This window comes from Piscinibacter gummiphilus (genome assembly GCF_032681285.1).
In the GTDB taxonomy this organism is placed as follows: Bacteria; Pseudomonadota; Gammaproteobacteria; order Burkholderiales; family Burkholderiaceae_C; genus Rhizobacter; species Rhizobacter gummiphilus_A.
This window is the reverse complement of the sequence record NZ_CP136336.1, coordinates 3,956,284-3,981,105: the sequence shown is the minus strand read 5'-3', so window position 1 is coordinate 3,981,105 and position 24,822 is coordinate 3,956,284. Positions and strand designations below refer to the sequence as shown.

30 protein-coding genes are annotated in these 24,822 nt (G+C 57.2%); 4 read left to right on the top strand and 26 right to left on the bottom strand.

The annotated features are described in order from the left end of the window. Positions 1–886: 886 nt before the first annotated feature. The 11 genes from RXV79_RS18665 to RXV79_RS18620 all read right to left on the bottom strand — a co-directional run bounded on the left by RXV79_RS18665 (position 887) and on the right by RXV79_RS18620 (position 7,686). A complete protein-coding gene (locus RXV79_RS18665; protein WP_316699587.1) occupies positions 887–1,387 on the bottom strand; it encodes a DUF2947 family protein in 501 nt (166 codons plus the stop codon). 68 nt (positions 1,388–1,455) lie between these two features. After that, positions 1,456–1,890, bottom strand: a complete 435-nt coding sequence (locus RXV79_RS18660; RefSeq protein ID WP_316699586.1) for a DUF1304 family protein — start codon at positions 1,888–1,890, stop codon at positions 1,456–1,458. Between the two features lie 174 nt (positions 1,891–2,064). Then, positions 2,065–2,640 carry an RDD family protein gene (locus RXV79_RS18655; RefSeq protein WP_316699585.1) on the bottom strand — a complete coding sequence of 192 codons (576 nt, stop codon included), beginning with the start codon at positions 2,638–2,640 and terminating at the stop codon, positions 2,065–2,067. A 128-nt stretch (positions 2,641–2,768) separates the two neighbouring features. Further along, complete coding sequence (locus tag RXV79_RS28190; protein WP_413816631.1) at positions 2,769–3,497, bottom strand: HNH endonuclease; 729 nt, start codon at positions 3,495–3,497, stop codon at positions 2,769–2,771. A 95-nt stretch (positions 3,498–3,592) separates the two neighbouring features. Further along, positions 3,593–3,976 carry a hypothetical protein gene (locus RXV79_RS18650; protein WP_316699583.1) on the bottom strand — a complete coding sequence of 128 codons (384 nt, stop codon included), beginning with the start codon at positions 3,974–3,976 and terminating at the stop codon, positions 3,593–3,595. A 66-nt stretch (positions 3,977–4,042) separates the two neighbouring features. Then, complete coding sequence (locus RXV79_RS18645; protein ID WP_316699581.1) at positions 4,043–4,453, bottom strand: hypothetical protein; 411 nt, start codon at positions 4,451–4,453, stop codon at positions 4,043–4,045. A 133-nt stretch (positions 4,454–4,586) separates the two neighbouring features. Continuing rightward, positions 4,587–4,991, bottom strand: a complete 405-nt coding sequence (locus RXV79_RS18640; RefSeq protein WP_296729479.1) for a hypothetical protein — start codon at positions 4,989–4,991, stop codon at positions 4,587–4,589. A 66-nt stretch (positions 4,992–5,057) separates the two neighbouring features. Next, a complete protein-coding gene (locus RXV79_RS18635; protein ID WP_316699580.1) occupies positions 5,058–5,585 on the bottom strand; it encodes a hypothetical protein in 528 nt (175 codons plus the stop codon). 78 nt (positions 5,586–5,663) lie between these two features. Beyond that, positions 5,664–6,320 carry a hypothetical protein gene (locus RXV79_RS18630; protein WP_316699578.1) on the bottom strand — a complete coding sequence of 219 codons (657 nt, stop codon included), beginning with the start codon at positions 6,318–6,320 and terminating at the stop codon, positions 5,664–5,666. An 84-nt stretch (positions 6,321–6,404) separates the two neighbouring features. Beyond that, a complete protein-coding gene (locus tag RXV79_RS18625) occupies positions 6,405–6,956 on the bottom strand; it encodes an AAA family ATPase (protein ID WP_316699577.1) in 552 nt (183 codons plus the stop codon). A 79-nt stretch (positions 6,957–7,035) separates the two neighbouring features. After that, positions 7,036–7,686, bottom strand: coding sequence for a hypothetical protein (locus tag RXV79_RS18620; protein ID WP_316699576.1), 651 nt, complete (start codon positions 7,684–7,686; stop codon positions 7,036–7,038). Positions 7,687–7,757: 71 nt separating this feature from the next. Here RXV79_RS18620 and RXV79_RS18615 point away from each other — a divergent pair, with 71 nt between their 5' ends. Both RXV79_RS18615 and RXV79_RS18610 read left to right on the top strand, forming a co-directional pair. Further along, a complete protein-coding gene (locus RXV79_RS18615) occupies positions 7,758–8,114 on the top strand; it encodes a hypothetical protein (RefSeq protein WP_316699575.1) in 357 nt (118 codons plus the stop codon). Positions 8,115–9,170: 1,056 nt separating this feature from the next. Next, positions 9,171–10,346: an IS481 family transposase gene (locus tag RXV79_RS18610; RefSeq protein WP_316699504.1), complete on the top strand. Its 1,176-nt coding sequence runs from the start codon at positions 9,171–9,173 to the stop codon at positions 10,344–10,346. A 28-nt stretch (positions 10,347–10,374) separates the two neighbouring features. On the opposite strand, the gene RXV79_RS18605 is transcribed toward RXV79_RS18610, so the two are convergent. The 15 genes from RXV79_RS18605 to RXV79_RS18540 form a co-directional block, all read right to left on the bottom strand. Beyond that, positions 10,375–10,857 carry a DUF6756 family protein gene (locus tag RXV79_RS18605; protein WP_316699574.1) on the bottom strand — a complete coding sequence of 161 codons (483 nt, stop codon included), beginning with the start codon at positions 10,855–10,857 and terminating at the stop codon, positions 10,375–10,377. 85 nt (positions 10,858–10,942) lie between these two features. After that, positions 10,943–11,479, bottom strand: coding sequence for a CbrC family protein (locus RXV79_RS28185; RefSeq protein ID WP_413816630.1), 537 nt, complete (start codon positions 11,477–11,479; stop codon positions 10,943–10,945). Positions 11,480–11,621: 142 nt separating this feature from the next. Continuing rightward, positions 11,622–11,963, bottom strand: coding sequence for a hypothetical protein (locus RXV79_RS18600; protein ID WP_316699572.1), 342 nt, complete (start codon positions 11,961–11,963; stop codon positions 11,622–11,624). Between the two features lie 133 nt (positions 11,964–12,096). Next, entirely contained in the window at positions 12,097–12,573 is a 477-nt protein-coding gene (locus RXV79_RS18595; RefSeq protein WP_316699571.1) for a bacteriocin immunity protein, read from the bottom strand. 75 nt (positions 12,574–12,648) lie between these two features. Further along, entirely contained in the window at positions 12,649–12,918 is a 270-nt protein-coding gene (locus RXV79_RS18590; RefSeq protein ID WP_316699570.1) for a hypothetical protein, read from the bottom strand. A 423-nt stretch (positions 12,919–13,341) separates the two neighbouring features. Continuing rightward, the gene (locus RXV79_RS18585; RefSeq protein ID WP_316699569.1) at positions 13,342–13,524 is read right to left on the bottom strand and encodes a hypothetical protein; all 183 of its coding nucleotides are present in this window, start codon (positions 13,522–13,524) and stop codon (positions 13,342–13,344) included. Positions 13,525–13,742: 218 nt separating this feature from the next. Further along, positions 13,743–14,204 (bottom strand): SRPBCC family protein, encoded by a 462-nt coding sequence (locus RXV79_RS18580; RefSeq protein WP_316699567.1) that lies wholly within the window; start codon positions 14,202–14,204, stop codon positions 13,743–13,745. 141 nt (positions 14,205–14,345) lie between these two features. Beyond that, positions 14,346–14,696 (bottom strand): hypothetical protein, encoded by a 351-nt coding sequence (locus tag RXV79_RS18575; protein ID WP_316699566.1) that lies wholly within the window; start codon positions 14,694–14,696, stop codon positions 14,346–14,348. Positions 14,697–15,343: 647 nt separating this feature from the next. After that, positions 15,344–15,835, bottom strand: coding sequence for a DUF6882 domain-containing protein (locus tag RXV79_RS18570; RefSeq protein ID WP_316699565.1), 492 nt, complete (start codon positions 15,833–15,835; stop codon positions 15,344–15,346). Between the two features lie 1,244 nt (positions 15,836–17,079). Then, the gene (locus RXV79_RS18565; protein ID WP_316699563.1) at positions 17,080–17,796 is read right to left on the bottom strand and encodes a hypothetical protein; all 717 of its coding nucleotides are present in this window, start codon (positions 17,794–17,796) and stop codon (positions 17,080–17,082) included. Between the two features lie 1,027 nt (positions 17,797–18,823). Next, complete coding sequence (locus RXV79_RS18560; protein WP_316699562.1) at positions 18,824–19,156, bottom strand: hypothetical protein; 333 nt, start codon at positions 19,154–19,156, stop codon at positions 18,824–18,826. Between the two features lie 71 nt (positions 19,157–19,227). Beyond that, positions 19,228–19,776, bottom strand: coding sequence for an AacA4 family aminoglycoside N(6')-acetyltransferase (locus RXV79_RS18555; RefSeq protein ID WP_316699561.1), 549 nt, complete (start codon positions 19,774–19,776; stop codon positions 19,228–19,230). 324 nt (positions 19,777–20,100) lie between these two features. After that, positions 20,101–20,382: a hypothetical protein gene (locus RXV79_RS18550; protein ID WP_316699559.1), complete on the bottom strand. Its 282-nt coding sequence runs from the start codon at positions 20,380–20,382 to the stop codon at positions 20,101–20,103. A gap of 107 nt (positions 20,383–20,489) precedes the next feature. After that, positions 20,490–21,191, bottom strand: a complete 702-nt coding sequence (locus RXV79_RS18545) for an SHOCT domain-containing protein (RefSeq protein ID WP_316699558.1) — start codon at positions 21,189–21,191, stop codon at positions 20,490–20,492. Positions 21,192–21,378: 187 nt separating this feature from the next. Continuing rightward, positions 21,379–21,933 (bottom strand): alpha/beta hydrolase, encoded by a 555-nt coding sequence (locus RXV79_RS18540; RefSeq protein ID WP_316699557.1) that lies wholly within the window; start codon positions 21,931–21,933, stop codon positions 21,379–21,381. Between the two features lie 325 nt (positions 21,934–22,258). Here RXV79_RS18540 and istA point away from each other — a divergent pair, with 325 nt between their 5' ends. Together istA and istB are read left to right on the top strand one after the other, a co-directional pair. Next, positions 22,259–23,812 carry an IS21 family transposase gene (istA, locus tag RXV79_RS18535; RefSeq protein WP_316699556.1) on the top strand — a complete coding sequence of 518 codons (1,554 nt, stop codon included), beginning with the start codon at positions 22,259–22,261 and terminating at the stop codon, positions 23,810–23,812. 39 nt (positions 23,813–23,851) lie between these two features. Continuing rightward, positions 23,852–24,589 (top strand): IS21-like element helper ATPase IstB, encoded by a 738-nt coding sequence (gene istB, locus RXV79_RS18530; RefSeq protein WP_316699555.1) that lies wholly within the window; start codon positions 23,852–23,854, stop codon positions 24,587–24,589. Positions 24,590–24,822 lie beyond the last annotated feature (233 nt).

Sequence of the window (24,822 nt, the reverse complement as noted above, 5' to 3'; positions counted from 1 at the left end):
GTGTGCCGGAGCGAAGCTCGGGCCTGGACAGACGAGAAGAACCAGCGCTGCCTCTGGCAGTGCCCAACAGCTGAATGTTCAAGCGGCGCGAAGCGCCAACCACAGACTGACTGCCTCTGGCCGTTCGGTGGGGCTGGGCAGGTGCCGAAGCGGCACAAGCCTGGCCTTCTTCCATCGGAGCGTGTCGGTTCGTGGCAAGCGTGATGTTCGACTTTGGCGGCAGACAGCGAGCGGTGGCCGAAGGCTCGGCGGCCACGCATGCGAACTGCATTTGCGATGCTGAACGAAGGCTCATAAGCAACCAAGAACGCACAGGACCATTCGTGATGCTCAACGTTTGACATGAGAGGCGGCGCCCGGCCTGCCGGGTGACGTCCTCTCGATGGAAGGGTTGGGCGTCATTTCGCCTCTGGATTCTCTTGAGTTCGACGCCACCGTTTCGCTAAGGCGAACGCTCGATGACGAAATGCCTGAGGTAGGTTCTTTTCTTGCGACATTGTCTCTAGGGCCCCCGCAAGCGGCTCATTGATTGGAAGGCCACTCTCAAGCCAGGAAACCGCGAGTTCTGGCCAGTGAGACCCCCAAGAGGAAAGCGCGAATACAGCCAGCTTTTCTAGTGACACGCACTCGACTTCGCGAGTAGAAACTCCGGCCTCCACGAGCTTTGCGTGAAGCTGAGCCTTAACTTCATGCCACGGATGTTCGAGGAGCGGAAGCAAGGGCATGTAGCTGTGCCCTGACGTGACAGCTGAAAGCGTCTCTTGATTCGCTTTGAGGCGCAGACAGATCTCTTCGACGGACTGGCTCGGCATGGCTCTATGACGCCCAACGTTTGACATGAGAGGCGCTGCCCGGCTTGCCGGGTAGCGTCCTCTCGATGGAAGGGTTAGGCCGCATTCGCGCTCCGACGCCCAAACGACAGTGAGCCATTCGGGCCGAAGCACGCAAAGGCTCCAGATCTCGGATGGAATAAGAATGAGCCTTCGTCATCTCCCGCAACGAAGGAAGGCCAATGGCGCAAGAACACGCCGAAGGGAACTGAATAGCTACGCTCCCGCATTGCAATGAAGAGGATGAGTTCCTGCATGCCAAGTTCGAAGACCTCCTGCAGAAACGTGCCTACCGCGGCCTCACTTTGTTTTCCATTGAATTCTGGCATCCAGTTTGGGCCTTGCAGCTTCGGCTTTAGCCAATGGGAGCCAGGAAGCAGCATTGGGTGCCGCTCATTCGGGTTGGCTGAGACATGCTCGGTCCAGAGTTCTGCCGACCCTGCCTCCGTGAGCGCCTGAACCTCGGCTTGTATTTCTTGCGGAACGTGAAAGCCTGGATCGAAGAACGCCCAATCCGTCTCGGGATCGAGCGGGCGAAACGAGGTGGACGGCAACATATGCGGCCTAACGTTTGACATGAGAGGCTCGCCACGGCTTGCCGGGGCGAGTCCTCTCGATGGAAGGGTTAGGCGCCTGCATTTGCCAGGGCCGGCGATGGGGAGGCGCGAAGCATTGCGGCGAGCGCGACGGCGGCAGGTAGCGCCTGCAGTAGAGCGCCGATGTAGGCGATGCTCGTGAACGCCAGAACAACGCCTGCGCCTACCGCTGACGCGCACATGTACCCGACAAGCGCGTGGCCAGCTTCCTTCTTCCCTCTGGTGACGAGGATGAGGCCGGCAACTCCTGCAATGGCGAGGAACAGGTTGTAGAAGCCTTGGTTTATGAAGAGTGGCTTCAATAGCAATGCCTGGTCGTGAAGACCAAGTGGCACCACGGTTTGGAAGCGCGAAAGGGAGAACTCATAGATTGCGGGGCGCATCCATAGGAAGGCCTCAATGACGAAAGCCAGCATGTGAAAGACGATGACGAACAAGATCAGTGCTTTGGCTAGACGATTCATTGGAGCTCCCTTTGGTATTGATATTGGGTGGATCGCAGATACGGCATCAGTGGCGATGCTCTCCGAAAGCCTAGCGCGGATCTCGCTTTCAGGCGCCTAACGTTTGACATGAGAGGCGGCGCAAGGGCGTAGCCCTTGTGACGTCCTCTCGATGGAAGGGTTAGACATCGCGCGCTAAGCACGGACCACTACCGTGCCTGCTATGTAGTCGTGAATCGCTCGGCGCCGCTTGTTGAGCAGCATTGAAATGAATTCGCTCCATACCCAAACTTGAGTCAAGACGACTACGACGTTGTACCAAGCGGGGGCTCGGGAGACGATAGCCTCCATCTTGGCCATGTAGCTCAGTGAAAAGTAGTGCTCATCTGTCATGGCTAGTGCGCCAGTCACTAGTGCCCATGAAGAAAAGACGGACAGCAGAAAGAGAACGGAGTAACGCAGCAGGGCTGCCTTGGTACTGACCGGGGCGCCGTTTGTCAGCGCGATCCTGGTCTTGAGAATCAGTTTTCCTGGGGTTCCGCCGAATCGCTTAACAAGGTAGACGTGGAAGAACAGGCCGATCACAAGACCAGGGACGAACCAATAGGCAAAAAACAGGCGACTGGTTTCACCAAGGTAATAGGTGATGCCTGTTAGTGGCAGGAAGATTGCGACATCGATCCAGTAGGCCCCAAAGCGGCGCCAAAACCCGGCGTAGACGAGCTCTCCCGCTGAATCACCTGAGTCCGCAGGGGCGCGACCTTCTTCCACTGAGGCTGGGCTAGGTTGGTAGGGATTTATTTGTTGCATAGAACCTCGATGTCTAACGTTTGACATGAGAGGCCTGACCCGGCTTGCCGGGGCAGGTCCTCTCGATGGAAGGGTTAGGCCTCATACGCTTAGTAGCTGGCCTTGATGATTCTTAGATTTGGGTCATTCTCAGGCCACTCACTGGGATGTGCAGCAGGTTCAAGTGGGACAAGGGTTCGAAGACCGGGGAATCGAAGAGTGGAATACGGCATTCCCTGGACTTCGCCAACCTCTACTTGGCACTCCGTGGTGCGGCTCTTCATGGATTGAATCATCGCTTGAGGGTCTGTTTGTAAGGCGAACCACCATTCGGTACCTCTTCCCGGACGCCTACAAAACGATCTAGCGCTGTCGAATCGACTAGATAGCGCTAGCTCGTGGTCTGTTTGGGCAAGCATCTCTAGCCCGATCTTGATGAGAAGGCGAGCGACCTCTGGAGCTTCCTTGACCTCAGCAAGCAAACGAAAGGTGCCAGACTCTTCGGCTGGATAGAAGTGCTCTGCCGCGACGTCTTCTGCGAGCGCAAGAGTGACATTGCCTGGACGTCCGGAGGCTTGAACTTGACCAGCAACTATCCGTTCTGAATGCAGGCGGCCCTTCTTTGAGCGAACCGAGCTTAGGAGCCGGAAGATGGTGAACGGATAGGACTGAAGCGCCTTTGATTCAACCTTCTGCCCAAAGTACTGATTGCAGGGGTCACATGTGGTTCCAGGTCTCGCTGTTGGAGAGTGACGCCCTCCTAGAGATTCTGGGATGACATGGGACAGCGTTGCGAATGGACCATCTGCGCTACAGAAGATGCAAACGCGACGGTTCATATGAGGCCTAACGTTTGACATGAGAGGCATGACCCGGCCTGCCGGGGCATGTCCTCTCGATGGAAGGGTTAGGCTGCATCTTGGCGGAGGCAGAGCTACTTGTCGACGCCGAGCAGTCGGTTGAGTTTTTCTGGATTTGCCACCTGATACAGCGGATGTGCTTTGTGATCCAGTTTGACGGCTAAACCGGACTGCGAATAGAGCCAGCGGCCTCCGCCACTTTTAGCCTGGACGTCTAGGTAGTAAGGCAACGCTTCCGGTGGAGTGCCTTCGTTTGTCTTTCCTGTATTGCGCTTGCCGACCCACTGCGAATTGAACTCCTGGAGCTGCGCTTGTTGCTCAAGTACCAAGAGTGGCTTGTGCGCGCGATCTAGAACAGTGACTCGACTTGCTTCCATCGACTTCGGATCAGGGCTCTGCTCGGCGCAAGCGGCAAGTAGAGCGACGCCCAAGAGCGATAGTGGATAAGCGCGCTTCATGCAGCCTAACGTTTGACATGAGAGGCGGCGCCCGGCTTGCCGGGCGACGTCCTCTCGATGGAAGGGTTAGCCGTCATTCTCGCCCGCTGTAGCTGGTGCTTCTTTCGAGCCATTGCCGCCTACTTCTCGATCAATTTCGTACTTGAGTTTTGCGATCTCTGCCTGGAGCTTTTCAATCTGCAGTTGAGCAAGCGTGTCGTCACGAGCTTGGATCTTGACGTACCACTTGAGTGCGCCAAGGAGACTTAGCGCTATTCCTGCACCAAGTACCGCGCTAGTGATTTGGGTGGCGGACTTTTGATTTGACTGCGCGACTTCGACTAACTTCTTGTTTAGCGTCAGAAGGTCTTCTTCGGGCTTGCTCCTCTGAGACTTGGCCTCCAAAGTAATGATCACCTCGAAGTACTTGATCTTTCTGTCCAAAGACGCTGTGTACGTGGAAACGTAGGCGTAGATGGAGGTGATGACCAAGGCCAAGCCAAAGAGGCAAACGAACTTGTAGATGTTGTCCGTTGGAATGGGTAGTGAAGGATTCATCTTCTATGACGGCTAACGTTTGACATGAGAGGCATGACCCGGCTTGCCGGGGCATGTCCTCTCGATGGAAGGGTTAGGCGCCATTCTTTGCAGCAAACGGACTTGCGTCTAGTTGACTTTGAAACTCGTTTGCTCGCTCCGCACCCAAATCTTCATCATCTAGCTCGCACCACCTCGCTGCCAAATAGAAGGATCGGCTTGTCTTAGCCATCGCAATGATCTGTTCAGCATACGAGGGGTGCTGCCACAGAAGATCCTGGAGATGGCCGCAACCTATGACTTCAAGTACCTGCTCGTTTGGTGCGCGATCAATGAGCCAGGCGAGCGACTCCAATCCTTCTTCGGGATGCTGACGACAAACCCAATTCAACCACTCCCAGGAGTAGAAGAGCGACCTATTCGCCTTGGGATTGCCGGCAAACTCAAGGTAGGTCCGGAGCATTGGCTCGGCTTCGGGCCAGATGGCGAACGCGTTCATGGCGCCTAACGTTTGACATGAGAGGCGTGACCCGGCTTGCCGGGGCACGTCCTCTCGATGGAAGGGTTAGGCCTCACCGCGGCATGCTGCCAAATAGGCCGCGAAGTCTGTGCCCAATGCAGCAGCGGAGACCTCTGGAATAACGACTGCGTGAGTGCCAGTGATGAACAGATAGTGGTTTCGCTCATCTTGTGATTGGTCAATGATGGCCGACTGCGGAATGATTGACTTGCCGGAGGCCGACTGCAGAACAAGTGAGCCGGCTTCTATGGCGACGGACTGCTGCGCAAAGAAGGCGGCGCTTGCATTTAGAACGTACCTTTTGTAGAGCCATTGGCCAATAGTCGGGCGAACGACAGAAAACAGGAAGCCGATAGCTGCGAAAGACAAGATCCAGCCGAAAGCTCTCTGCAATCCGAATTGGTTTTCACTCAGCCTCAAGAAGCTAAATATCGCAAGTGACATGAACATCCAGGCGAGAACTTGGGCGAAGAACGTTGCGTTCAAGCGGCCGTGACTTCTCGCGAATCGTGCGATTACTGCACGTTCGAGGAGGTTGTAGTCCGTGGCATCAAGTGAAAAGGTCGCTGGCATCTTGTGAGGCCTAACGTTTGACATGAGAGGCCCGGCCCGGATTGCCGGGGCGGGTCCTCTCGATGGAAGGGTTAGCAATCACTCGACGAGTAGTTCGTACTCGATGTCTTGCACCATGCGGCCAAAGTCGACCGAGCTATGGTTGTACTTTCCACCGAATTTCAATGTGTGGCGCCCTGGGGAAAGAGGCTTTAGGAGAAGCCAATAGCCATCCGTGGCTGACGGATACGCGTTGTACGCGCTCTGTGTTCTAGGCACTCGTGAAAATATGTTGAAGCACCGATCGGATGCGAAGCGATATGCCTTTAGGTTTCCAATGGGTGTTCCATCGACCTCTGCAAACAGGTCGATTGCCGTGTCGTTGGTGAGTTTGGCCAAAGACTTAGCTCTTTCACACGTGAATGTTTCTGCGTCGCGTGCGGCGTAGTACACGGTATTGATGAGGGGAAAGAACAATGACCTTCCTGCAGGTACGGTGCACTTTCTGCGAATCTTTGATGACCCAAAACCACCGGCTAGAAACCACGTGGATCCAGTCTGACCGTCTCCGCAGCGCGCACCCGACGGATCGGAGACGGGGCTTTGCTGGCGTGGAACGGCCATTGCCCATTGCCACCATTGCTCGGTGAGTCTTGAATGCTGACTAGTTTGGTTGATGGAAATTGGGCTCACTTCGCCGGATACAGCGGAGGTGGCAAAGACTGCCATGGACATTGCGATTGCAGCGGTGTTCATGCTTGGTGATGTGCTCATGATTGCTAACGTTTGACATGAGAGGCGGCGCCCGGCTTGCCGGGCGACGTCCTCTCGATGGAAGGGTTAGGCGCCAGTTTCCACCCGCTCAAGGATGAAGGCCACCCGCTCTTTCACTGATACCTTTGGAAGAAGGCAGGTCTTGTAGCCGGCTTCTCTATACGCTGCCACGGTGGGCTCATAGGAGCGGGTTGCTCGCTCGAAGCCGGCTTGACGCTCCGCATCTTGCACATAGATCTCCGCCCAGGGCTCTGCCACAAACACTGTGGAAGCGTAGCGGTGCGTTGCTACAGCCGCGCGATGCCGAAGCTCCAGCGTCTGGCCCGACAGTTGTAGCCAGGCCAAGCACTCCGGTATGCCGCGATCAAAGAAGACGGGAGTCTTCTGCGTTCGAGCGGCTTGATGGTTGCTGATGTTTCTTGCCAGAACTGCTTCGAAGAATGCTGTGCGATCAACCCAGGGAAGAATGCTGCCGTTGCATTCTTGTTGCTCTCGCAGGATGGCAAGAGCCGCTTCTTGCACGGTGGAGTAGCCAAGCTCACTTAGCGCGGCCACAAGAGTGGACTTCCCGGCTCCGGAAGCGCCGGTGATCACATAGAAACTCGGACTGCTCAGCACGCGATGCTCTTCTGGCGCCTAACGTTTGACATGAGAGGCGGCCCCCAGCTTGCTGGGGGACGTCCTCTCGATGGAAGGGTTAGGCGGCGGGTGGCTCATGGGGCTGACTCTCCTGCTGGGATTTTGGCGAGGTAAGAAGTGCATCGAGAAGTGGATCGAGCCAATCTCGAAGATGGTGCGCGATGGCGGTAGCAGGGCCTTTGGGATCTAGCGGAACTGAATCGAAGGACGCCATAGGAACTGGATATCGACCTCGCCAGACGACAACTTCTCCTAGATCTCTGCAGATGTTTTTAACCGCTGCGCGGTCGCCATCCGTTTTGATGACGCTAGCGAACGGCTTGCCAAAGACACCGGCGGCTTCGGCCAGTCCGAAAATGTTGTGGCCTTGGTTAGATGGAAGTCCGAAGCTCTTGAGTTCGGCTTGCGTAGGAGAGCCATCGCCTTTCATGGTCAGGCGGATTTCGACTTTCTCTGGAGTCTTCTCAATGAGCCAGGCCTTTAGTGCTGTTTCCAGTGCCAGTCCGTAGAGAAGCTTCGCTATTTCTATTGATTCGATCGCGGCACTGAAGTCAGGTTGGACACTCTTCGTCTTCCCTATCGCAACAGCACGTGCAACAAGCTCGACAAAGTCGTCCCACAGTACATCGGCTGATCGTCTAAGTGCTCTGGAGTGTTTGCGCCAAGCCTCCGGGTCGGTTGACTTTTCGACAAAGTGAGTCGCGTGCATGTCTGTCTGTTCCTGACGCCTAACGTTTGACATGAGAGGCGTGACCCGGCTTGCCGGGGCACGTCCTCTCGATGGAAGGGTTAGGCCGCAGCACCACGACGCAGCCTATTTCGAGTGAGGAGCAAAACGGAGAGGATTGGGACGGTAGCCAGAAATATGAAGAAAGTGCGCAGCGCAATCACTACGTCGCTGCTTTCTACGACGAACATGAAGGCCGCAAGTACTGCACTGGGTATTGCTTGAACTATTCCTGCCAAACGAGCTTGCCGAAAAAGAAGGAGCGAGTTGGCTATGGTCATAAGCCCGAAGACGACAAAGAAGACGCCGAGCGATTGATGAAGAGTACTTTTGTTTGTAGTGACGGTAAGTCCATATATGGAGACGGCCGTAAGCGCTATGCCAGAACAAAACAAGGCTGTGGCCAGTGACCGTACTGCAAGCTTCGTGAGACGCGGAAGCGCATGCTTGACCGGTTCGATGTCAGCGACGGTGGAGTTTGGCGGTGAGAATCTGGACTGCATCTCTGCGGCCTAACGTTTGACATGAGAGGCGCTGACCGGCTTGCCGGGCAGCGTCCTCTCGATGGAAGGGTTAGGCGGCTCTTGCACGCGAAGGATGACCTCTGCATGCCACGCGCATCTATATGGCCCGCTTAGTAGCACTGGAACACGCTCTTTGTTTCTAGGCAATCCAGGCAGACAAACACGTAGATCATTCCGCAGTCTCCTAGGCAAACCGCATCTCCTAGCGAATCTAGTTGACCGTAGAAGGTCATCTTCTTGCGGCATGTGCAGACCGGAACCTCTTCGTATTGGATCCAGTCTGGCTCGCCGCCAATTCGATGCCGCTTCCCCATTGGTTCGCCCGCGAACTTGAAGCCGATTGCGGCCTTCGCTTCTGCTGTCTCTGGCGCGGGAACGAGAGGTACGGGTGGAATGCGCATTTTGGAGACGCCTAACGTTTGACATGAGCTGCATGACCCGGCTTGCCGGGGCATGTCAGCTCGATGGAAGGGTTAGGCGGCGCCGCGTTCGATAGAGCTTGGCGCTGCCAGGCGAGCAACTTTAGCCGGCGTGTGGGTTCCGGGAGCATCGGTTCGCGGCATGCGTTGGACGGTGCAGGGCGCCCACGACGGCTAACCCACTGACTGACTGACAACCGTCGCATCGAGCGAGCACTGCGCTTGGCTCGCCGCTCAGGCGAAACCATTGCGGTGGCGATCGTAGGCACGAGCCCGCTCTTCTTGGCAGTGGCACCTCTCTTCGCCGAAGCAGCGCGCCGCCGAACTCTGAAAAGCGAGGCGTTCTCGCCCATAGCGCCGCCTAACGTTTGATATGAGAGGCCCGACCCGGCTTGCCGGGGCGGGTCCTCTCGATGGAAGGGTTAGGCGCTTGTTTGGTACGGTCCGGGTTGATAGGTGACACAGTAGTCCGGGTTGATAGGTAACACACCGATGGACGATGGGGCTCTGGAAGGAGCACCCGATGCCTTGGAAAGAGACCTCAACGATGGATGCGAAGGTGGCATTTATTCTGGACTGGAACAGCCAGAAGTACCAGATGACGGAGCTGTGCGCGCGGTACGGCGTGAGCCGCAAGACGGCCTACAAGTGGGTGAACCGGTACCTGGAGCATGGACCGGATGGGCTGTGGGAACGCAGCCATGCGCCGCAGAGATCAGCGAACCGCACGCCCGACGAAGTGGAGCAGGCGATCGTGCAATGCAGGCTGAGGCACCCGAGCTGGGGGCCGAAGAAGCTGCTGTGGACGCTGCAGAGGAGGCAGCCGCAGCTGGAGCTACCCAGTCGCACGACGGTGGCTGAGATACTCAAGCGCAACGACCTGGTGCTGGCCAAGAAGAGGCCGAGACCGGTGGGGCACCCCGGGCGGCCGAGCATGGCGGTGACCAAGCCCAATGACTGCTGGAGCATGGACTTCAAGGGGCAGTTCAGGACTGGGGATGGCGTGTATTGCTACCCGTTGACGGTGACGGACAACCACAGCCGCTACCTGCTGGCCTGCCAGGGGCTGCCCGGAACGCTGCTGGAGCCTACGCAGGCGATGCTGACGAAGGTGTTCAAGGAGTACGGGCTGCCCAGCCGGCTGCGCAGCGACAACGGGGTGCCGTTCGCGGCGTACACACTGGGCAGGTTGAGCCGGCTGTCGGTGTGGCTGCTCAAGCTTGGGGTGATGCCCGAACTGATTGAGCCTGGCAAGCCGCAGCAGAACGGTAGGCACGAGAGGATGCACCGTACGCTCAAGGACGAGACGCTCAAGCCGCCGGGGGCCAATGCGAGAGTGCAGCAGAGGAAGTTCAACGTCTGGCGGCGCGAGTTCAACGAAGACAGGCCGCACGAAGCGCACGATGGGCTGACGCCGCATGATGTTCACGTATCGTCGAGCAGACGCATGCCCAGCAAGCTACTGACACCCGAATACCCCGATCGCTTCGAGGTGCGCTACGTCAGCGCCAACGGCGGCATGCGTTGGTACAAGAAATGGGTCAACGTCAGCAGCGTCCTGATCGGTGAATACGTTGGTCTTGAAGAAGTCGACGACGGTCAGTGGGATGTCTACTTCGCCAACTACAGGCTTGGAAGACTCAATGAACGCTTCATGAGGATCGAAGATGCCTTCGGCAAAATGAAGCGCCGCGTGTAACCCATCACCCCGGACTATCTGTCACCCATCAGCCCGACCGTTCAGTTTTCGCATTGCTCAGCGCCCTGATCATTGGCTCCCCAACAGCGACAAGAACCTCATGATGGGTTTCGCAGAGGAGCCAGTCTTGCTTCTTTGAAACGATGTAGTACTCAAACTGATGCGACTCTGCCAATACCTGATTGATTGCCTCCGCGTCGGCTTCATAGACCCAGAAGGGCGCAGCCTTCTTGCTGCTGTCTTCGACTATGAACCAGAGTGCTTGATTGTGGGGAAGTAGCTTGGGCAGAAGTTTGTATGCGTCGGCTGCGTGGAAAGACGCGGTGCTTCCCTTGAAGTTTTCCCACCATCTGTAGTAGTTGAGGCCCTTTGTTCCGACATTCAGAAACTGCTCGGTTATTGCTTCAAGAATTGGCTCGTACTCATGAGGTCTGAGAAGCCGAAACCGCTTGGCGTCTAAGGCGAGGACCCCGGCCACCTCATTCAGTGTGTCTCTCAGTGTCGGATGCATGAGATCAAGCGCCTAACGTTTGACATGAGAGGCATGACCCGGCTTGCCGGGGAATGTCCTCTCGATGGAAGGGTTAGACCTCATGTCACGAGCAGTCCCAGCCAAGAAGGACTAGCGAACAATGTCGACACACAAACTTGTAGAACGCTTGGTGACCGCGTGGGACGTAACCTGCCGTAGCGTGCTTCCAATCATCCTCGTTGAGGTCGTACTCTCGCTGCCACTCAATCTTTGTTAGATCAGACGCGTTAGCGACTTCGCCTTCTGATGCATCTCCGTGAAACTCGCACGCGTCAGCGCAGTGAGACAGCCAAGACTCTGATTGCCATGAAAAGTAGCCTGGTGTGCGCATCGCTACTTCATTGATGACCTCAAAGGGAACACCCGCTTTATGTAAGCGCCAGTCGTCCGAGAACGACGCGTCAAACTTTGTCGCGGCTGATCCATCTGCGATGCACCAAGGGCATAGGCGTTCATTCAAATCGTCTTTCGCGTACACCGGCGCGACGTAGATGAAGCCACGTGCTTTGCTACAGCAAACACAGACGACTTCGCTCTGCGCCACGGCCCCGGTACGAAGCGGGTCTGGGTGGTATGTGAATGAGGGGAGCGCTTCAGTCATGAGGTCTAACGTTTGACATGAGAGGCGGCGCAAGGGCGTAGCCCTTGTGACGTCCTCTCGATGGAAGGGTTAGAGCGCATTTGCGGCGTGGTGCTTGTGCTTGGTGCCAATGATGGGCGTGGCTGCCTGTGAGACCTACAAATCAGTAGAACTCGCCTTCGTCACCCTGAACTTTCGCGCCGAGCTTTGCGGCGAGTAACCTCATTTTGACGATGACACTTTCGGGTGGGTTTTTGACGCTGATCCTTCCGCGGGAATAGCGAAAGTAGTGCTTGAGTTTCGTTTGCGGATCAAGCCATGAAGCCATCAGTGGGCTTCTTACCTGAATGACAGCTCCGGAGTTTGGGCTGGTTGCGCTTGCAACGCTGTCTGATTGAAGTTCTCCGTCGGCGCGGATTGCTTCTTTCCACTGAGCTTCTGAGATTGGAGACTCGGTCCGTTCCGACTTGTCTGAGAGCCGAACGATGTGCAAGTCGTAGCTCATGGCGGAGTTCGAGAAAAGAACCAAGAAGATCGAGACTAGAAGAAGTCGGGCTCTGTGGCACATGGATGCGCTCTAACGTTTGACATGAGAGGCGGCGCCCGGCTTGCCGGGCGACGTCCTCTCGATGGAAGGGTTAGGTGTCGCGGCGACTACCGTGCAGCAATGCGACTTCAAGGATTTCTTCGGGCGACAAGTCACGGTCGGCATACTTTCCGCCTTGGTACTGATCCGGCCAATAAATCAAGTTGGTGAGTTCAGGTTCGCCTGTACTGGCTTCTAAGCATTTCAGCCAGTACTCGCAGCGGTCCTGTGTTCCTTTGACTCCACATAGAGCGTGCATCAACTCCAACATCTCATCTCTGCTGAGGTCGCTCGGGAAACTGTGCCATTCAATCAGAAGTCTTCGAGCGAAGTATTCCGGATCGCCAGTGCCAAATGCGTACTTGACCATCGGGACGTCAACGATGCGGCCCGCTATGCGGGAAACCTGCTTAAGTTCCTCCGCGTAGCTGACTCCAGCCTCATGCAACCGGTAGATCTCTTCCGCAATAGGAAGGAGCTTCTTCAGTTTGAATTGATCGCGAACAGGTTCAGCGATTTCAGGACGCATGGTGATCTTGACGCCTAACGTTTGACATGAGAGGCCCGACCCGGCTTGCCGGGGCGGATCCTCTCGATGGAAGGGTTAGGCGCCATCTTCGCCGGCCTCTAGAGCGAGAAATTGATCTATTTCGGCATCTGAGGGCTCCCACTCTCCGCCTCTTACCTCGAATAGTTTTGCCAGACCCAGCAGAAGCAAAGGATCTTCCGCCGTTAGGCAACAGCTTTCTCCCTTGACCGCCTGAAAGTACGAGCCACCGGCGACTAGAGTGACTTCATAGCCTGCCTGCTTGAGAACAGCCAGGGCACTAGCCATGACGTTGCCCGCGCTTGCGATTCGAGTTGGACTGCTCATGCTTATTCCTAGGCTTCAACCACCGTGACAAAGGGGGATGGAGAAGAAGCAAATCGACAGCGCTGCGTAGAGCCATCGCGGCGATGCCTCGGTTTGAGAGCGTGTCGCAGATGTAGAGCCCGTCGTCTGTTGGGGAGACATGGACATTTGGAAAGGCAGCGCCTGATGCTTGCTCGAGCCGCTGAATATGTGCTGGAAGCTCTCTCGCCAGCACTGCGGCCACCCACTCTCGCGACTCAGGCGGAACGACTAGCTTGCATTCGATTCCCAACGATCGCTCCTATGGCGCCTAACGTTTGACATGAGAGGCCCGAACCGGCTTGCCGGGGCGGGTCCTCTCGATGGAAGGGTTAGGCGGCACTTTGGCAACTTGACCACGAGTGCAACGGGATAGAGCCCCTAACAGCAACGCTTGCTGAGCTTTCATCGCAGTTGTTCCAGCTTCATGTTGTAGATGGCAATTGCTGCCTGTCTACCGGCTTCCTTCTCTCCGGACGAGAAGGAAGTAAACATGACATCTAGTAGCTCCTGAATCTCCGCGACTTTCGGACGGTCGCGCGTGATTCGCGGTGCGATCTGTTCCCACAGACTCCTGATGTCTTCCATGTGTGTCTCATAGGTCCAGCTGCTCCAACTCGGGTAGCTATCCGGCGCGCTAGTCATAGCTGCACCAATGGAGCCGCTGAAGTCTGAAAGGAGCTCAGAAAGTGTCATCAATCTCTCGCTTCGACAGTGGGGCGTCTTCGCTCCGGTGTTGTGCCGCCTAACGTTTGACATGAGAGGCGGCACCCGGCTTGCCGGGTGGCGTCCTCTCGATGGAAGGGTTAGGCCGCACGTTCGGACTCGCTCAACTGCTTGAGCGCCATCAGCGCCTTTGGCCAAGTCTCATTCATGTACTCGACCCATTCGCCAGGTATGTCCAAGTCAACTACCAGCTTTGTGCCTTCTGGAACACTGGTGAATGTGTAGTTCTCGTAGGCCGGGGCCCAGGCAAGAACGGACTCGCTTGTCGTGTCTTCGACTCCATTGGAAATCGTGCCTAGGTGGCGAATGGAAATGAACTCATTGTTACGGCGCTCAGCTATCTCTGAAAGCATCCCATCTCCAGAAGGAGGAGAGAGAAACTTGATCTTCATTCCCTGTTCCCACGAGCCTTCAAAGTACGTTCCTTCAGCAAAGGGAGCCGCCCATCGCTTGTAGCTTTCCGGGCCGATCATGAGTCGCCAAACCGTAGGGACTGGCGAGTTGATCGTGACGACAAACTTGACCTGTTTCTCGGATGACACGCTGTACTCCTGATTTCGCGGATTTTGGCTTTCGTGCGGCCTAACGTTTGACATGAGAGGCGGCGCAAGGGCGTAGCCCTTGTGACGTCCTCTCGATGGAAGGGTTAGGCCTCGCGCGAACTGACGGGCCTTTACTAAAACTCATGCGCTTGTTGACCATTGGTAGCGAATGAAGACCTCAACGCCACAGATCACCAAGTGCGTTTCATCCCAAGATTCGTTTTCAAGTGCATACGTTGGCCAGTCTGAGTGCAAAGGGAGCTCAATGTTGGCGAAACGCTTTACATACTCGCTGACTTGGCTGCGGGCTTGCACGAGGTAGAAGGGCTTCGGTTCAGGCAGTTCTGACGCAGCCTTAACTCCAACTGTTGCTCCAACAAAGGAGGAAACGTCTGGATGGGGAAACTTTGACTTGCGAGAAATGTCGATTTCGAGCGCTTCCTCGCTGCCCGGATCGTCAAACTCGAACTGATCAATACGGAGTGAAAGCATAAAGTTTCCAAAGTGACGAGCGTCTCGCGGGCTTTCGTGAGGCCTAACGTTTGACATGAGAGGCCCGGCCCGGCTTGCCGGGGCGGGTCCTCTCGATGGAAGGGTTAGGCATCACTGTTGCGGCCTTTACCCGGAAATGCATTTGCATTCTGAACGCAGACGCGGCTTGCCAGACGGCGGCTTCTCTGAGAGCACCATCTTGCCGCTCTTTCCGGCCGCAGCGCAGTGCTGCTCACACTCTTGCTCTGGCGACTGCTGCCGACCTGCGAGGGTGAGTACCAAAAGTGGCAGGCTGACGAGAAGAAGTCCTGCGATGCCGATAGCTTTGAGGTTGCGTCTGATGTTGCCAAGCATTTGAAGCGCTACTTTTGTTTTTGCCGCAACTCACAGCTGACGTTCATGTGTGCGTTCGAGTACAGCCTTAGCGAACAACCGGAGCATCTTCAGGACTCGCCCAGCTGAGAACCTGGTGAGCATAGAAGAGGCCCAGACATCTGGGGCATCGCGGCCGTGTCAAATAACAGCGACTCTGTTCCTGTTTTGAAACGATGACCATTTCTCGGCGGGTTCATCTGGCCTGTGATGCCTAACGTTTGAAATGAGAGGCTTGGCCCGGCTTGCCGGGACAAGTCCTCTCGATGGAAGGGTTAGGGCTCTGCGCGCGCAATGCTTACCTCGCCGAACGTAATGAAGAACAAAGCTGTGCCAGCTGGGCCGCGATAGACACCGTTTGCATTGGCCAGGCGATTCGTCACGGCTGCGTAGCTCCAAGCATCGTCTTCCGTGCATTCAATCTTCCGGGAGATGAACGCCGGTAGGTCGTGTTTCTCTCCCCATTGTTTTGCCAAGGCTGCATGCCTTCTAAGAGCCTCTGGTACCGATGGGTGATCCCATGCCCAGAGGAACGTGCCATCGACTGTGTTGTAGGTACCAACAACCTGGAGTTGAGCCTTGGCTGTTGTGCCGTCTGCAAAGGAAAAGACTATTACTCCGGTATCTAGATCAGCGGCCCACGTCTTTTCTTCCCCGAAATGCCAAGTGGAGCTGTGCGCTGCGGTTTGCAATGCCAGGCCTTCGCGAGCCGCCTCCAGATACTGCGCAGGGTTTGCGTGCTCCGGAGTGGTGGCTTTGGATTTCATGAACGAGTTAAGGAAGGACTTAATCACGAGAGCTCTAATGTTTGACATGAGAGGCGGCGCCCGGCTTGCCGGGCGACGTCCTCTCGATGGAAGGGTTAGGCGCTTGCGGGCAGCTCGGACTCTTGCGTGACCTCAAGGTCTTCTCCCTCGGGCGGATAGTGATACCAGTCTTCATGCGGCGACCACTCGTTGCATGCCAAGCATTGAGTCTTGGGCCATTTGCTTCCGCATCCTGGGCATACGCCGCGTGTCCAGAATGTATTCCACACGGTTCCGCATGAAGGAACGCATTCCCATCGATCTTCCGGCTGTGGCCGGTACTCGCAGTGAGGGCAGTAGATCTCGGCTTCTTTGGGCATGGCTGTTGACTACCCCAATCCAAGGACGGCATCGACTAGATCGCGCAACCACCTGGTGAATGACTTCGCTTTGCTCTCGTTCAAGCGTAGGCGATGCAGGTAGAACCATGTGATGTACAGCACCAGAAGGACGAAGAGCAGCCCAATGAGAAACGTACGGAAGTTCCACGAGCGCCTAACGTTTGACATGAGAGGCGCTGACCGGCTTGCCGGGCAGCGTCCTCTCGATGGAAGGGTTAGGCATCCGATCGAGTGGAATGAACTCTTGGAGACGATGTAAGAGCTCTGTCTTGGCCGACGCGTAGTCGGGAAAAACATCTTTCCACCTAGTTTCTATCGTCATCGGGGTTAGATCTACTTCGGTTTCGTACTTGATTCCGATGACGAAGCCAGCACGAGTTTCAGCTACGTGTAGAGCATGCTGAAAGCCGCCTTTGCTGGTGATAGTTTCAATTGGCAGTGACTTGAAGACTGGGAAGCTCCGTTCATATCGTTTCTCACTAGCGCTAAAGCCGTAGATGCATATGCAGAAGACGGCAACGAGAGCGAATAGGCCGAGCAGAGCACGCCAATCAAACAGACCCAACCCGGCAGCAATGAGTACCGTGGGAACAAGGATGTGCGCGATTGACCAGTTGGGGTACGACTTTCCTCGGTAGACGAACGGAAAGATGGTAGCGAGAACTAGGAGCGAAAAGCCTGCCACGTATTGGTATTGCATAGAGCTAGAGCTATCCAAGTGCGGCCCTTCAGATGCCTAACGTTTGACATGAGAGGCCAGGCCCGGCTTGCCGGGACTGGTCCTCTCGATGGAAGGGTTGGGCGTCTCTCAGCATGCAAAGCCCTGAGCCGCTCTTGTATTCGCTTTGACGGTGCGTAGTAGCCTTAGGCGCGAATCAAATCGATGCTGCTGGTGACGGAATACGCGCCGATTCCAGGCTCCATGAACTTCTGCCCAAGGCAAGCCATGATCAGTAGCTTCTGAAAGTTCAGAGGATGCCCCCGCTCCTGCATGCTCAATGATGGATCGCGAATGGCGTCGAATGCTTGTTGGAACGCGGCGGCAACTGGGTTGTCACTACTTTGCGACCGCCTCTGTCTGGTGATCAGTTTTGCAAAGCCATAGCCTTGTTTGATGTTCCTTGTGTTCATGGAGCGGGCCTGCTTGATCAATTCGCTCGCCTCATCAAACGCGTCAACCAACAGCAGCAAGTTGATTGCTTGCAGATAGTTGCTTTGGGGCGTTGAGTTCCATGTCTCACGCCCGTAGTCTTTTGAATCCTCGAGGCAGTCTTGGGCAATCTGGAGGACGTCGTGTCGGTTAAAAGGGGCCGATCCCAGAATCGCTTCGGCGATAGCTTTCCCAACTAGTAGTTGCATGCGATTGTTTGGGAACTCACCTGGAACACCAGTGGATGCAAATAGGCCGGCTTCTAGGGCTCGATTTGCCTCGATAGCGGCCAACTCTAGGCAACTCCTTCCCATGGTCTGGAGGTCGGTGCGCCCCCACACCTGACAGCACAGAAAGTCGTCGAGAAGAGTTCCTACACGGCCGGCGGGTTGTCGAGAAAAGTTTGGAGCCTCCGCAATAGCGCGTTTCATTCGCGACTCAAAAACTTTGGCGTCGACTTTTTCCCCTATCTTTGTCCAGGCGGACGCATGACTGACAAGCCTCATAGATTCTTGGCTTCCTTCCACTTTCTATCGACCTCGATGCCGGAGATGGATGGCAAGACGCTCAACGTTTGACATGAGAGGCGGCGCAAGGGCGTAGCCCTTGTGGCGTCCTCTCGATGGATGGGTTAGATTTCTGCCTTCAAGGCGGGACGTCTTCATTTCGGGGAGCTTCTTTTTGCCTCACGCCGTCTTTCTGACGCAGCCGTTCGCTCCGCGATCTCTACCTCAATCATTTCCTTTTGTCTCGCTTGCCGTTCGCGCGCCTGCTCCATCAGGTGAGCATCCTCGCGTGGAACCACATCGGATCGGGGAAATGTCACTCCCGCTCCGCTTGCCGTTAGGAGCGCTGCCGCGATACCGACCAGCGTCCAAGTAAGGGCAAGTTGTGTATCTACATCCTCCGCTAAGGCAGCGTAGGTTTGATGAAGAGATGACGTCTTGGGAGGAACTAGTACTTCCACTTTTTCTCCCACGTGAGGCCCAGTGAACCTCCTGCCAGTTTGACGCGTACTCAGCAACCTGCTCTCACCTACTGAATCCACGAACGCTATCTGAATGATGCGACGGTCATTCTTGATCACAACCCCTGTGACCTGTTTGAAGAACAGATACTGATAGATTGGCGTTGGATGTGGCCCGGAGTTCCCAATCGCCAGGGCCAGAAGAAAGAGTACTAGCGCAGAAACTAGAAAGGCTCGCCTCGGCATGCGATTGGAGTGAAAGAAAGCTAACGTTTGACATGAGAGGCGGCGACCGGCCTGCCGGGCGACGTCCTCTCGATGGAAGGGTTAGAGCGCATTCCCTGCAAGCTCTCGAATGATGGCGATTGAGGCTTCTGTACTGTTCGCAAAGCGGCCAAGAGCTACACCGTAGCTAGAAGTGTTTGCTTTCTCTAGAAGGCGAGTTTCTTCCGGCGAGAAGTTACTGTTGCTCTCGCCGCGCATCTGCGCCACTAACTTGCGGCTGATTTCCGCGCCTTCCGCAGAAGACCAAAAGACAAGAGCTTCTCTCGCCTCTTCGATTGAAACTTGCTTGCGAACATGCGTGCCTTGATGATCTTCTTGTCAGGCGTGAACCCCACCTGTGAGCAGAGTTTCAGTACCTTTGAATCAGCTGTGGCTGGCAATCGAGGACAGGTCTTGCTCATGCTTATGCGGAACGTCTCTGCGTACTTCAGCGATCCCAGCAACTGCACATAAACGTCAACTTCTCCGCCGTCCTGTGTATGGGAGGCGCCGTGCAGCAGAAGAAGAGAAACCGCAAAGGCTCTGGCGATGTGGCTCATATGCGCTCTAACGTTTGACATGAGAGGCGGCGCAAGGGCGCAGCCCTTGTGACGTCCTCTCGATGGAAGGGTTAGGCATCACCGCGTGCACGCTCGAATGCTTGCCGTGTTTGGAGCATATAGACGGCTGGTCCATCTGGTGTCGTGACAATTCCTTGCCTTTCGAATCCCGCCTTCTCGTAGCACCGGATCGCGCGCGCGTTGTTCGGCGATGGATCGGTTTGGACCTTGGCTACCTCTGGATCATTGAATAGCAACTCAACCAGTGCTCGAACCAACTTGGTTCCAAGACCCTTGCCAAGCTGCGATGGATTCGCCAGTGACTGGTCTATTCCACGTACACCTGGATCGGTCTCGTCTTCCCACCATCCGTCGCCGCTTCCAAACGCGATGTACGACTGTGCATACCCAATCGGCCTTCCGTTCACCATCGCAATATAGGGAGTGACGGACTCTTGCGCTAGAGCGCTCGGCAGGTACTGCTCCATCACTTCAGCCAGTGTTGGGCCCTCCCCACCCCACCATTCGACGATGTGGGGCCGATTCAGCCAGTCATAGAGCATCGGAAGGTCTTGTTCTGTCATCAGCCGCAATGTGACGGTGTCGCTGCTGGCGCTCATGAGCGTGGATCCTGTGATGTCTAACGTACTACATGAGAGGCATGACCCGGCTTGCCGGGGCATGTCCTCTCGATGGGAGAGTTAGGCTGGCAGCCACGCAGCGCGGTGATGGAGTGTAGGGAAGCCGATGCCGAAGGCATGGGCGCTCGTGCTGCATTTGAGCCTTGCGGAGCAGGGCTCTCCACCAAACGGCGATCATGACGCCCAAGAGCGACTTTCTGCCTTTTTGGCGCGCTGCCATTGTTTGACACGCAAGTGTGAGGGATTCGAAGACGGCGAACGCATCTTGAACTTTCTGGGTGGCTTCTCCGATACGAGCGCGGCTTACGGGTAAAGGCTCTGAAAGAGGCTGGGGTCTCCGACAGCGAAACTGCCGATGGCTTCTCTGGCCGGTTTGTTCCATGCCCGGGCACCAAACATAAGGGCAACAGGTTCTGCCTTCGGTGAGAAGTAGTAGTGGTGTCTTCCGTCATGCGAATCGAAGTGGACGTAGATCGCAGCTCCACTACCAAGAGCAGCAAGCCCAAGACTCTGCATTGCCTTGGCTATCTCATCTTCTCGGGCCAGCATCTCTTCGTTTTCCATCCGAAGGTAGTACCAAGACATGGAGCACCTCTCTTTGAGATGAATATCAAAAGCCTAACGTTTGACATGAGAGGCATGACCCGGCTTGCCGGGGCATGTCCTCTCGATGGAAGGGTTAGGCCTCACACCTAGAGATCCCGCAGGATCGCCTTCTTCTTTTCGTCATAGTCTTTCTGAGAGATCAAGCCTTCCTTGCGCATCTCATTCAACTCTCGCAACCTTCTGGTGGCGGAGCCTTCTTGCCCTGTCTGCGCGTTGACCGGCTTGCTCTCCATGACGGGCGCCGCTGGCTTCATCGGTGCGCTGTTAGCCGGCGTGGCAATGGGAACTTCTGAAGTTTTCTCCAGCGGTGGGGATGATGCGGGTGTGCTGGCTACAGAAGAGGCATTTGGGCCTAGGTCAAATGCTTCCGAACGAGCTGCTGCAGAAGCTGGCTCTGCGGCGGGCTCGACTGCCATCGGGGTTTGCGGATCTTCCTTTCCGTCAAATGCATGCAACTCGCAGCTGCGGCCGTCAAAGTCGTAGAGGTTTTTGCCGTTGGCTTGTTCGAGTGCGGTATTGCAGCGTGCTAGTGCCGTTGCATTTGCTTCCGCCTGTGTACCTGCACCTTCATATGCGCCCCACACGAAGCCTCTGTTGCCGAACCGTCTGCGCTCGTAGACATAAGCCAAAGCCTTCGTTTGCTTTGACTGGGAATACCTGTCAATCAGTGTGCGTAGCGCGCTTGGCTTCGCAATGTTTGGAATTGGGAAGACTACAAACCACGCATTTGCAGTTGGGATGACCCCGAGCGTTAGCGCGGCTGCGATGAATAAATGTCGTGTCAGCACTGGCTCCTCCTCTGCTCCGCTTTCAGTCCGATCTCTTGGGGCGGTGACTGGCGGTGTTTGCTACCGTACTTCGCGAGACGCCCCAGGTCCATCCCTTGCGTACGGGTCAGATCGCTCCTGTGAGGCCTAACGTTTGACATGAGAGGCTCGACCCGGCTTGCCGGGGCGAGTCCTCTCGATGGAAGGGTTAGGCGGCGGCATTGAGAATGTCGCTAGCGACGATTTTGAGGTCTTTGTCAAACTGGTGACCTCCGTGATCGATCGCGCGTAGTGTTGCGCGGGGGAGCCGTGCTCCGTGAAGTGCGAGGTGTGCAAACGGAACGGTATCGTCGTCACGGCAATGGTAGAAAAACGCTTGCGGGATCGGCGCAAGCTGTTCGGTGATGTCAGCCGGCAGCTTTAGATCGTCGAAGTTCCAACGATCCCCATCCCATGACGGGGCGGCAAGTACAAACAGGCCGGCAATGGGTTTCTCGATCTTCTCCTCCGTCAGGTACTTGAGTAGGAGGGAGCCACCTATTGAGTGCGCTGCGAGGATCACGCGGCCAGGTATACGAGACAACTCTTGCGATATCTTCATCTTCCAGGACCGCGCATTCGGATCAGCTTCGTCGGGCATTTGAGGAAAGCGCACTTCATACGCGGCACCAAGCGCTTGCTTTAGCGAATCTGCAAGTGCTTTGTCTTCGGTGTGTGCGCCTTTGCCTCCGCCTTGAATGAAGAGAACACAAGGGTTCGTCATACGGTTACTCCTTGACCGTGTTTCCGACGCCTAACGTTTGACATGAGCTGCATGACCCGGCTTGCCGGGGCATGTCAGCTCGATGGAAGGGTTAGGCGGCGCTGCATTCGAGGACGCAGAGCGCTGCCAGGCGAGCAACTTTAGCCGGCGTGTGGGTTCCGGGCGCATCGATTCTCAACATGCTTCGGTGCGTATTCCACGCGATGGCGGACACGATTCCAGGCTGATGGCGGACAGCATTCCAAACTGATGGCGGACACCTGCGGGGTGTTCTGAGTGACCCGAACGCGGCATACGCTGACCGGTTTTTTGACCGGAACCAGCGATGCCCACACCCAGGGTCACCATGAGCAAATTACGACATACACTGCAACTGCTGCACGGCGGGGCCTTGAGCACCCGTCAAATCGGTGCCGCTCTCGGCATCTCCAAATCCACCGTCAGCGAGATAGCCAGCTACGCGCGCGTGGCCGCCGTGGACTGGGCGCTGGCCCAGACCTTGAGCGACGAAGAACTGCAGGCCCGGCTGTACAAGCCAGCGGTGGCCCGCCAGTCCCGCCACCTCGAGCCCGACTATGCCCACCTGCACCGGGAACTGCGTCGCCCCGGCGTGACGCTGCAACTGCTGTGGGAGGAGTACCAGCACCAGCACGCCGGGCAGGCTTACAAGTACAGCGCCTTCTGCGAGAAGTACAAGGCCTGGGCCCGGCGCCTGCAGCGCTCCATGCGCCAGAACCACGAGGCCGGCGACAAGCTGTTTGTGGACTACGCCGGCCAGAGCCTGCCTGTCGTGGATGCAGGCACTGGCGAGATTCGCCAGGCCCAGGTGTTTGTGGCGGTGTTGGGGGCATCGAACTACACCTATGCCTGCGCCACCGCCAGCCAGAAGGCCGCCGACTGGGCGGCCAGCATCATCGCCACGCTGGAGTTCATCGGCGGCGTGCCCCGCCTGCTGGTGCCTGACCAGCCGCGCGCACTCATGGCCCGTCCCGACCGCTACGAGCCCACCGCGCACCGCCTGCTCGAAGAACTCTCGGCCCACTACAGCCTGGCCGTGATGCCGGCGCGCCCGGCCAAGCCACGCGACAAACCCAAGGTGGAGGTCGCCGTGCAGGTGGTCGAGCGCTGGATTCTGGCGCGGCTGCGCCACCAGACCTTCTTCAGTCTGGCCGAGCTCAACCGGGCGATTGCCGCCTTGCTGGTGGACTTGAACCAGCGCGCGTTCAAGAAGCTGCCGGGTAACCGCGCCAGCGCCTTTGCCGAGCTCGACAGGCCGGCCCTGCGCCCCCTGCCGGCGGTGCGCATGCCCATCGCCCGCTTCAAGCCCGCCCGCGTCAACATCGACTACCACGTCGAGCTCGATGGCCACTACTACTCGGTGCCCCACGCGCTGGTGGGCGAGAAGGTCGAGTTGCGCATCACGGCCACCACGCTCGAGGTTCTGCACGGCAACAGGCGGGTGGCCGCCCACATCCTCAATCCTCGCCGGGGCGCGCACACCACCGTGCCCGAGCACATGCCGGCCTCACATCGCGAGCATCTTCAGTGGACCCCTGCCAAGCTCATCGCCTGGGGTGAGCGCGTGGGCGCGGCCACCGCCGCCGTGGTGCGCTGGCAGATGGAGCACCGCCAGCATCCCGAGCAGGGTTACCGCTCCTGTCTGGGTCTCATGCGCCTGGGCCGCGAGTACGGTGTCCAGCGCCTGGAAGCAGCCTGCGCGCGGGCACAGTCGATTCGCTCACCGTCCTACAAGAGCATTGCGTCCATCCTCAGTTGCGGCCTGGACCAGCGCCCGCTGGACGCCCCCATCACCGCGCAGGCCACACAGGCCAGCCTGCCACTGCACGAGAACGTGCGCGGGCCGGGCTACTACCACTGAGAAGCCCAGACACCGAAGCGAAACAAACAAGGAACAACCATGCTCAACGAACAGACCCTCAACCAACTGCGCACCCTGCGCCTGGACGGCATGGTGGCCGCCCTCAGCGACGTGGCCACCCACCTCATGGCCAGCGAGCTGCCCTTTGAACAACGCCTGGCGCTGCTGGTGCAGCGCGAGGTGGACTGGCGTGACGGCAAACGCCTGGAGCGGCTGCTCAAGGCCGCCCGTTTGAAGGTCTGTAGTGCCTGCCTGGAGGACATCGACTGGCGCGCCAGCCGGGGCCTGAGCCGGGAGGTCATCACCAGTCTGGCCGGCGGGGACTGGCTGCGCCATGGTCACAACGTGCTGCTCACCGGTGCCACCGGTTGCGGCAAGACGTGGCTGGCCTGCGCACTGGGGCAGCAGGCCGCGCGCCTGGGGTTCTCTGTCCTCTACACCCGCGCGCCACGGCTGCTGCAGGAGCTGCACGTGGCCCACGGCGACGGTAGCTTTGGCAAACGGCTGGGGCAACTGGCCCGGCTGGACCTGCTCATCCTGGACGACTTCGGTATCGCACCGATTGCCGCGCACGAGCGAAACGACCTGCTGGAGTTGCTGGACGACCGGGTGGGCACGCGCTCGACGCTCATCACCAGCCAGTTGCCGGTGACGGCCTGGCACGCCTGGCTGGACGAGCCCACGCTGGCCGACGCCATCCTGGACCGCATCGTGCACGGTTCACACAAGATAGCCCTCAAGGGCGAGTCGATGAGAAAGCTCACCAAGACCGCCTGAGCCGCCCGTGCCGAGCACCGTTCCACGCTGATGGCGGACAGTTCGGCTACGATTGCAGCGTCACTCAGGACACCCGCGCAGCGTGTCCGCCATCGCCTGGAACGCTGTCCGCGATGGGAATGGAATCACTGTCCGCCATCAGTGGAATGCGCACTTCGGACAGTGCAGGGCGCCCACGACGGCTAACCCACTGACTGACTGACAACCGTCTCATCGAGCGAGCACTGCGCTTG

Coding starts and splice junctions, on each gene's coding strand:
- RXV79_RS18665 (WP_316699587.1), bottom strand. CDS start 1,387: ATGTTGCCGTCCACCTCGTTTCGCCCGCTCGATCCCGAGACGGATTGG.
- RXV79_RS18660 (WP_316699586.1), bottom strand. CDS start 1,890: ATGAATCGTCTAGCCAAAGCACTGATCTTGTTCGTCATCGTCTTTCAC.
- RXV79_RS28190 (WP_413816631.1), bottom strand. CDS start 3,497: ATGAACCGTCGCGTTTGCATCTTCTGTAGCGCAGATGGTCCATTCGCA.
- RXV79_RS18650 (WP_316699583.1), bottom strand. CDS start 3,976: ATGAAGCGCGCTTATCCACTATCGCTCTTGGGCGTCGCTCTACTTGCC.
- RXV79_RS18640 (WP_296729479.1), bottom strand. CDS start 4,991: ATGAACGCGTTCGCCATCTGGCCCGAAGCCGAGCCAATGCTCCGGACC.
- RXV79_RS18635 (WP_316699580.1), bottom strand. CDS start 5,585: ATGCCAGCGACCTTTTCACTTGATGCCACGGACTACAACCTCCTCGAA.
- RXV79_RS18630 (WP_316699578.1), bottom strand. CDS start 6,320: ATGAACACCGCTGCAATCGCAATGTCCATGGCAGTCTTTGCCACCTCC.
- RXV79_RS18620 (WP_316699576.1), bottom strand. CDS start 7,686: ATGCACGCGACTCACTTTGTCGAAAAGTCAACCGACCCGGAGGCTTGG.
- RXV79_RS18615 (WP_316699575.1), top strand. CDS start 7,758: ATGGAAGGGTTAGGCCGCAGCACCACGACGCAGCCTATTTCGAGTGAG.
- RXV79_RS18610 (WP_316699504.1), top strand. CDS start 9,171: ATGCCTTGGAAAGAGACCTCAACGATGGATGCGAAGGTGGCATTTATT.
- RXV79_RS18605 (WP_316699574.1), bottom strand. CDS start 10,857: ATGCATCCGACACTGAGAGACACACTGAATGAGGTGGCCGGGGTCCTC.
- RXV79_RS28185 (WP_413816630.1), bottom strand. CDS start 11,479: ATGACTGAAGCGCTCCCCTCATTCACATACCACCCAGACCCGCTTCGT.
- RXV79_RS18600 (WP_316699572.1), bottom strand. CDS start 11,963: ATGAGCTACGACTTGCACATCGTTCGGCTCTCAGACAAGTCGGAACGG.
- RXV79_RS18595 (WP_316699571.1), bottom strand. CDS start 12,573: ATGCGTCCTGAAATCGCTGAACCTGTTCGCGATCAATTCAAACTGAAG.
- RXV79_RS18590 (WP_316699570.1), bottom strand. CDS start 12,918: ATGAGCAGTCCAACTCGAATCGCAAGCGCGGGCAACGTCATGGCTAGT.
- RXV79_RS18585 (WP_316699569.1), bottom strand. CDS start 13,524: ATGGAAGACATCAGGAGTCTGTGGGAACAGATCGCACCGCGAATCACG.
- RXV79_RS18575 (WP_316699566.1), bottom strand. CDS start 14,696: ATGCTTTCACTCCGTATTGATCAGTTCGAGTTTGACGATCCGGGCAGC.
- RXV79_RS18570 (WP_316699565.1), bottom strand. CDS start 15,835: ATGAAATCCAAAGCCACCACTCCGGAGCACGCAAACCCTGCGCAGTAT.
- RXV79_RS18565 (WP_316699563.1), bottom strand. CDS start 17,796: ATGAAACGCGCTATTGCGGAGGCTCCAAACTTTTCTCGACAACCCGCC.
- RXV79_RS18560 (WP_316699562.1), bottom strand. CDS start 19,156: ATGAGCCACATCGCCAGAGCCTTTGCGGTTTCTCTTCTTCTGCTGCAC.
- RXV79_RS18555 (WP_316699561.1), bottom strand. CDS start 19,776: ATGAGCGCCAGCAGCGACACCGTCACATTGCGGCTGATGACAGAACAA.
- RXV79_RS18550 (WP_316699559.1), bottom strand. CDS start 20,382: ATGTCTTGGTACTACCTTCGGATGGAAAACGAAGAGATGCTGGCCCGA.
- RXV79_RS18540 (WP_316699557.1), bottom strand. CDS start 21,933: ATGACGAACCCTTGTGTTCTCTTCATTCAAGGCGGAGGCAAAGGCGCA.
- istA (WP_316699556.1), top strand. CDS start 22,259: ATGCCCACACCCAGGGTCACCATGAGCAAATTACGACATACACTGCAA.
- istB (WP_316699555.1), top strand. CDS start 23,852: ATGCTCAACGAACAGACCCTCAACCAACTGCGCACCCTGCGCCTGGAC.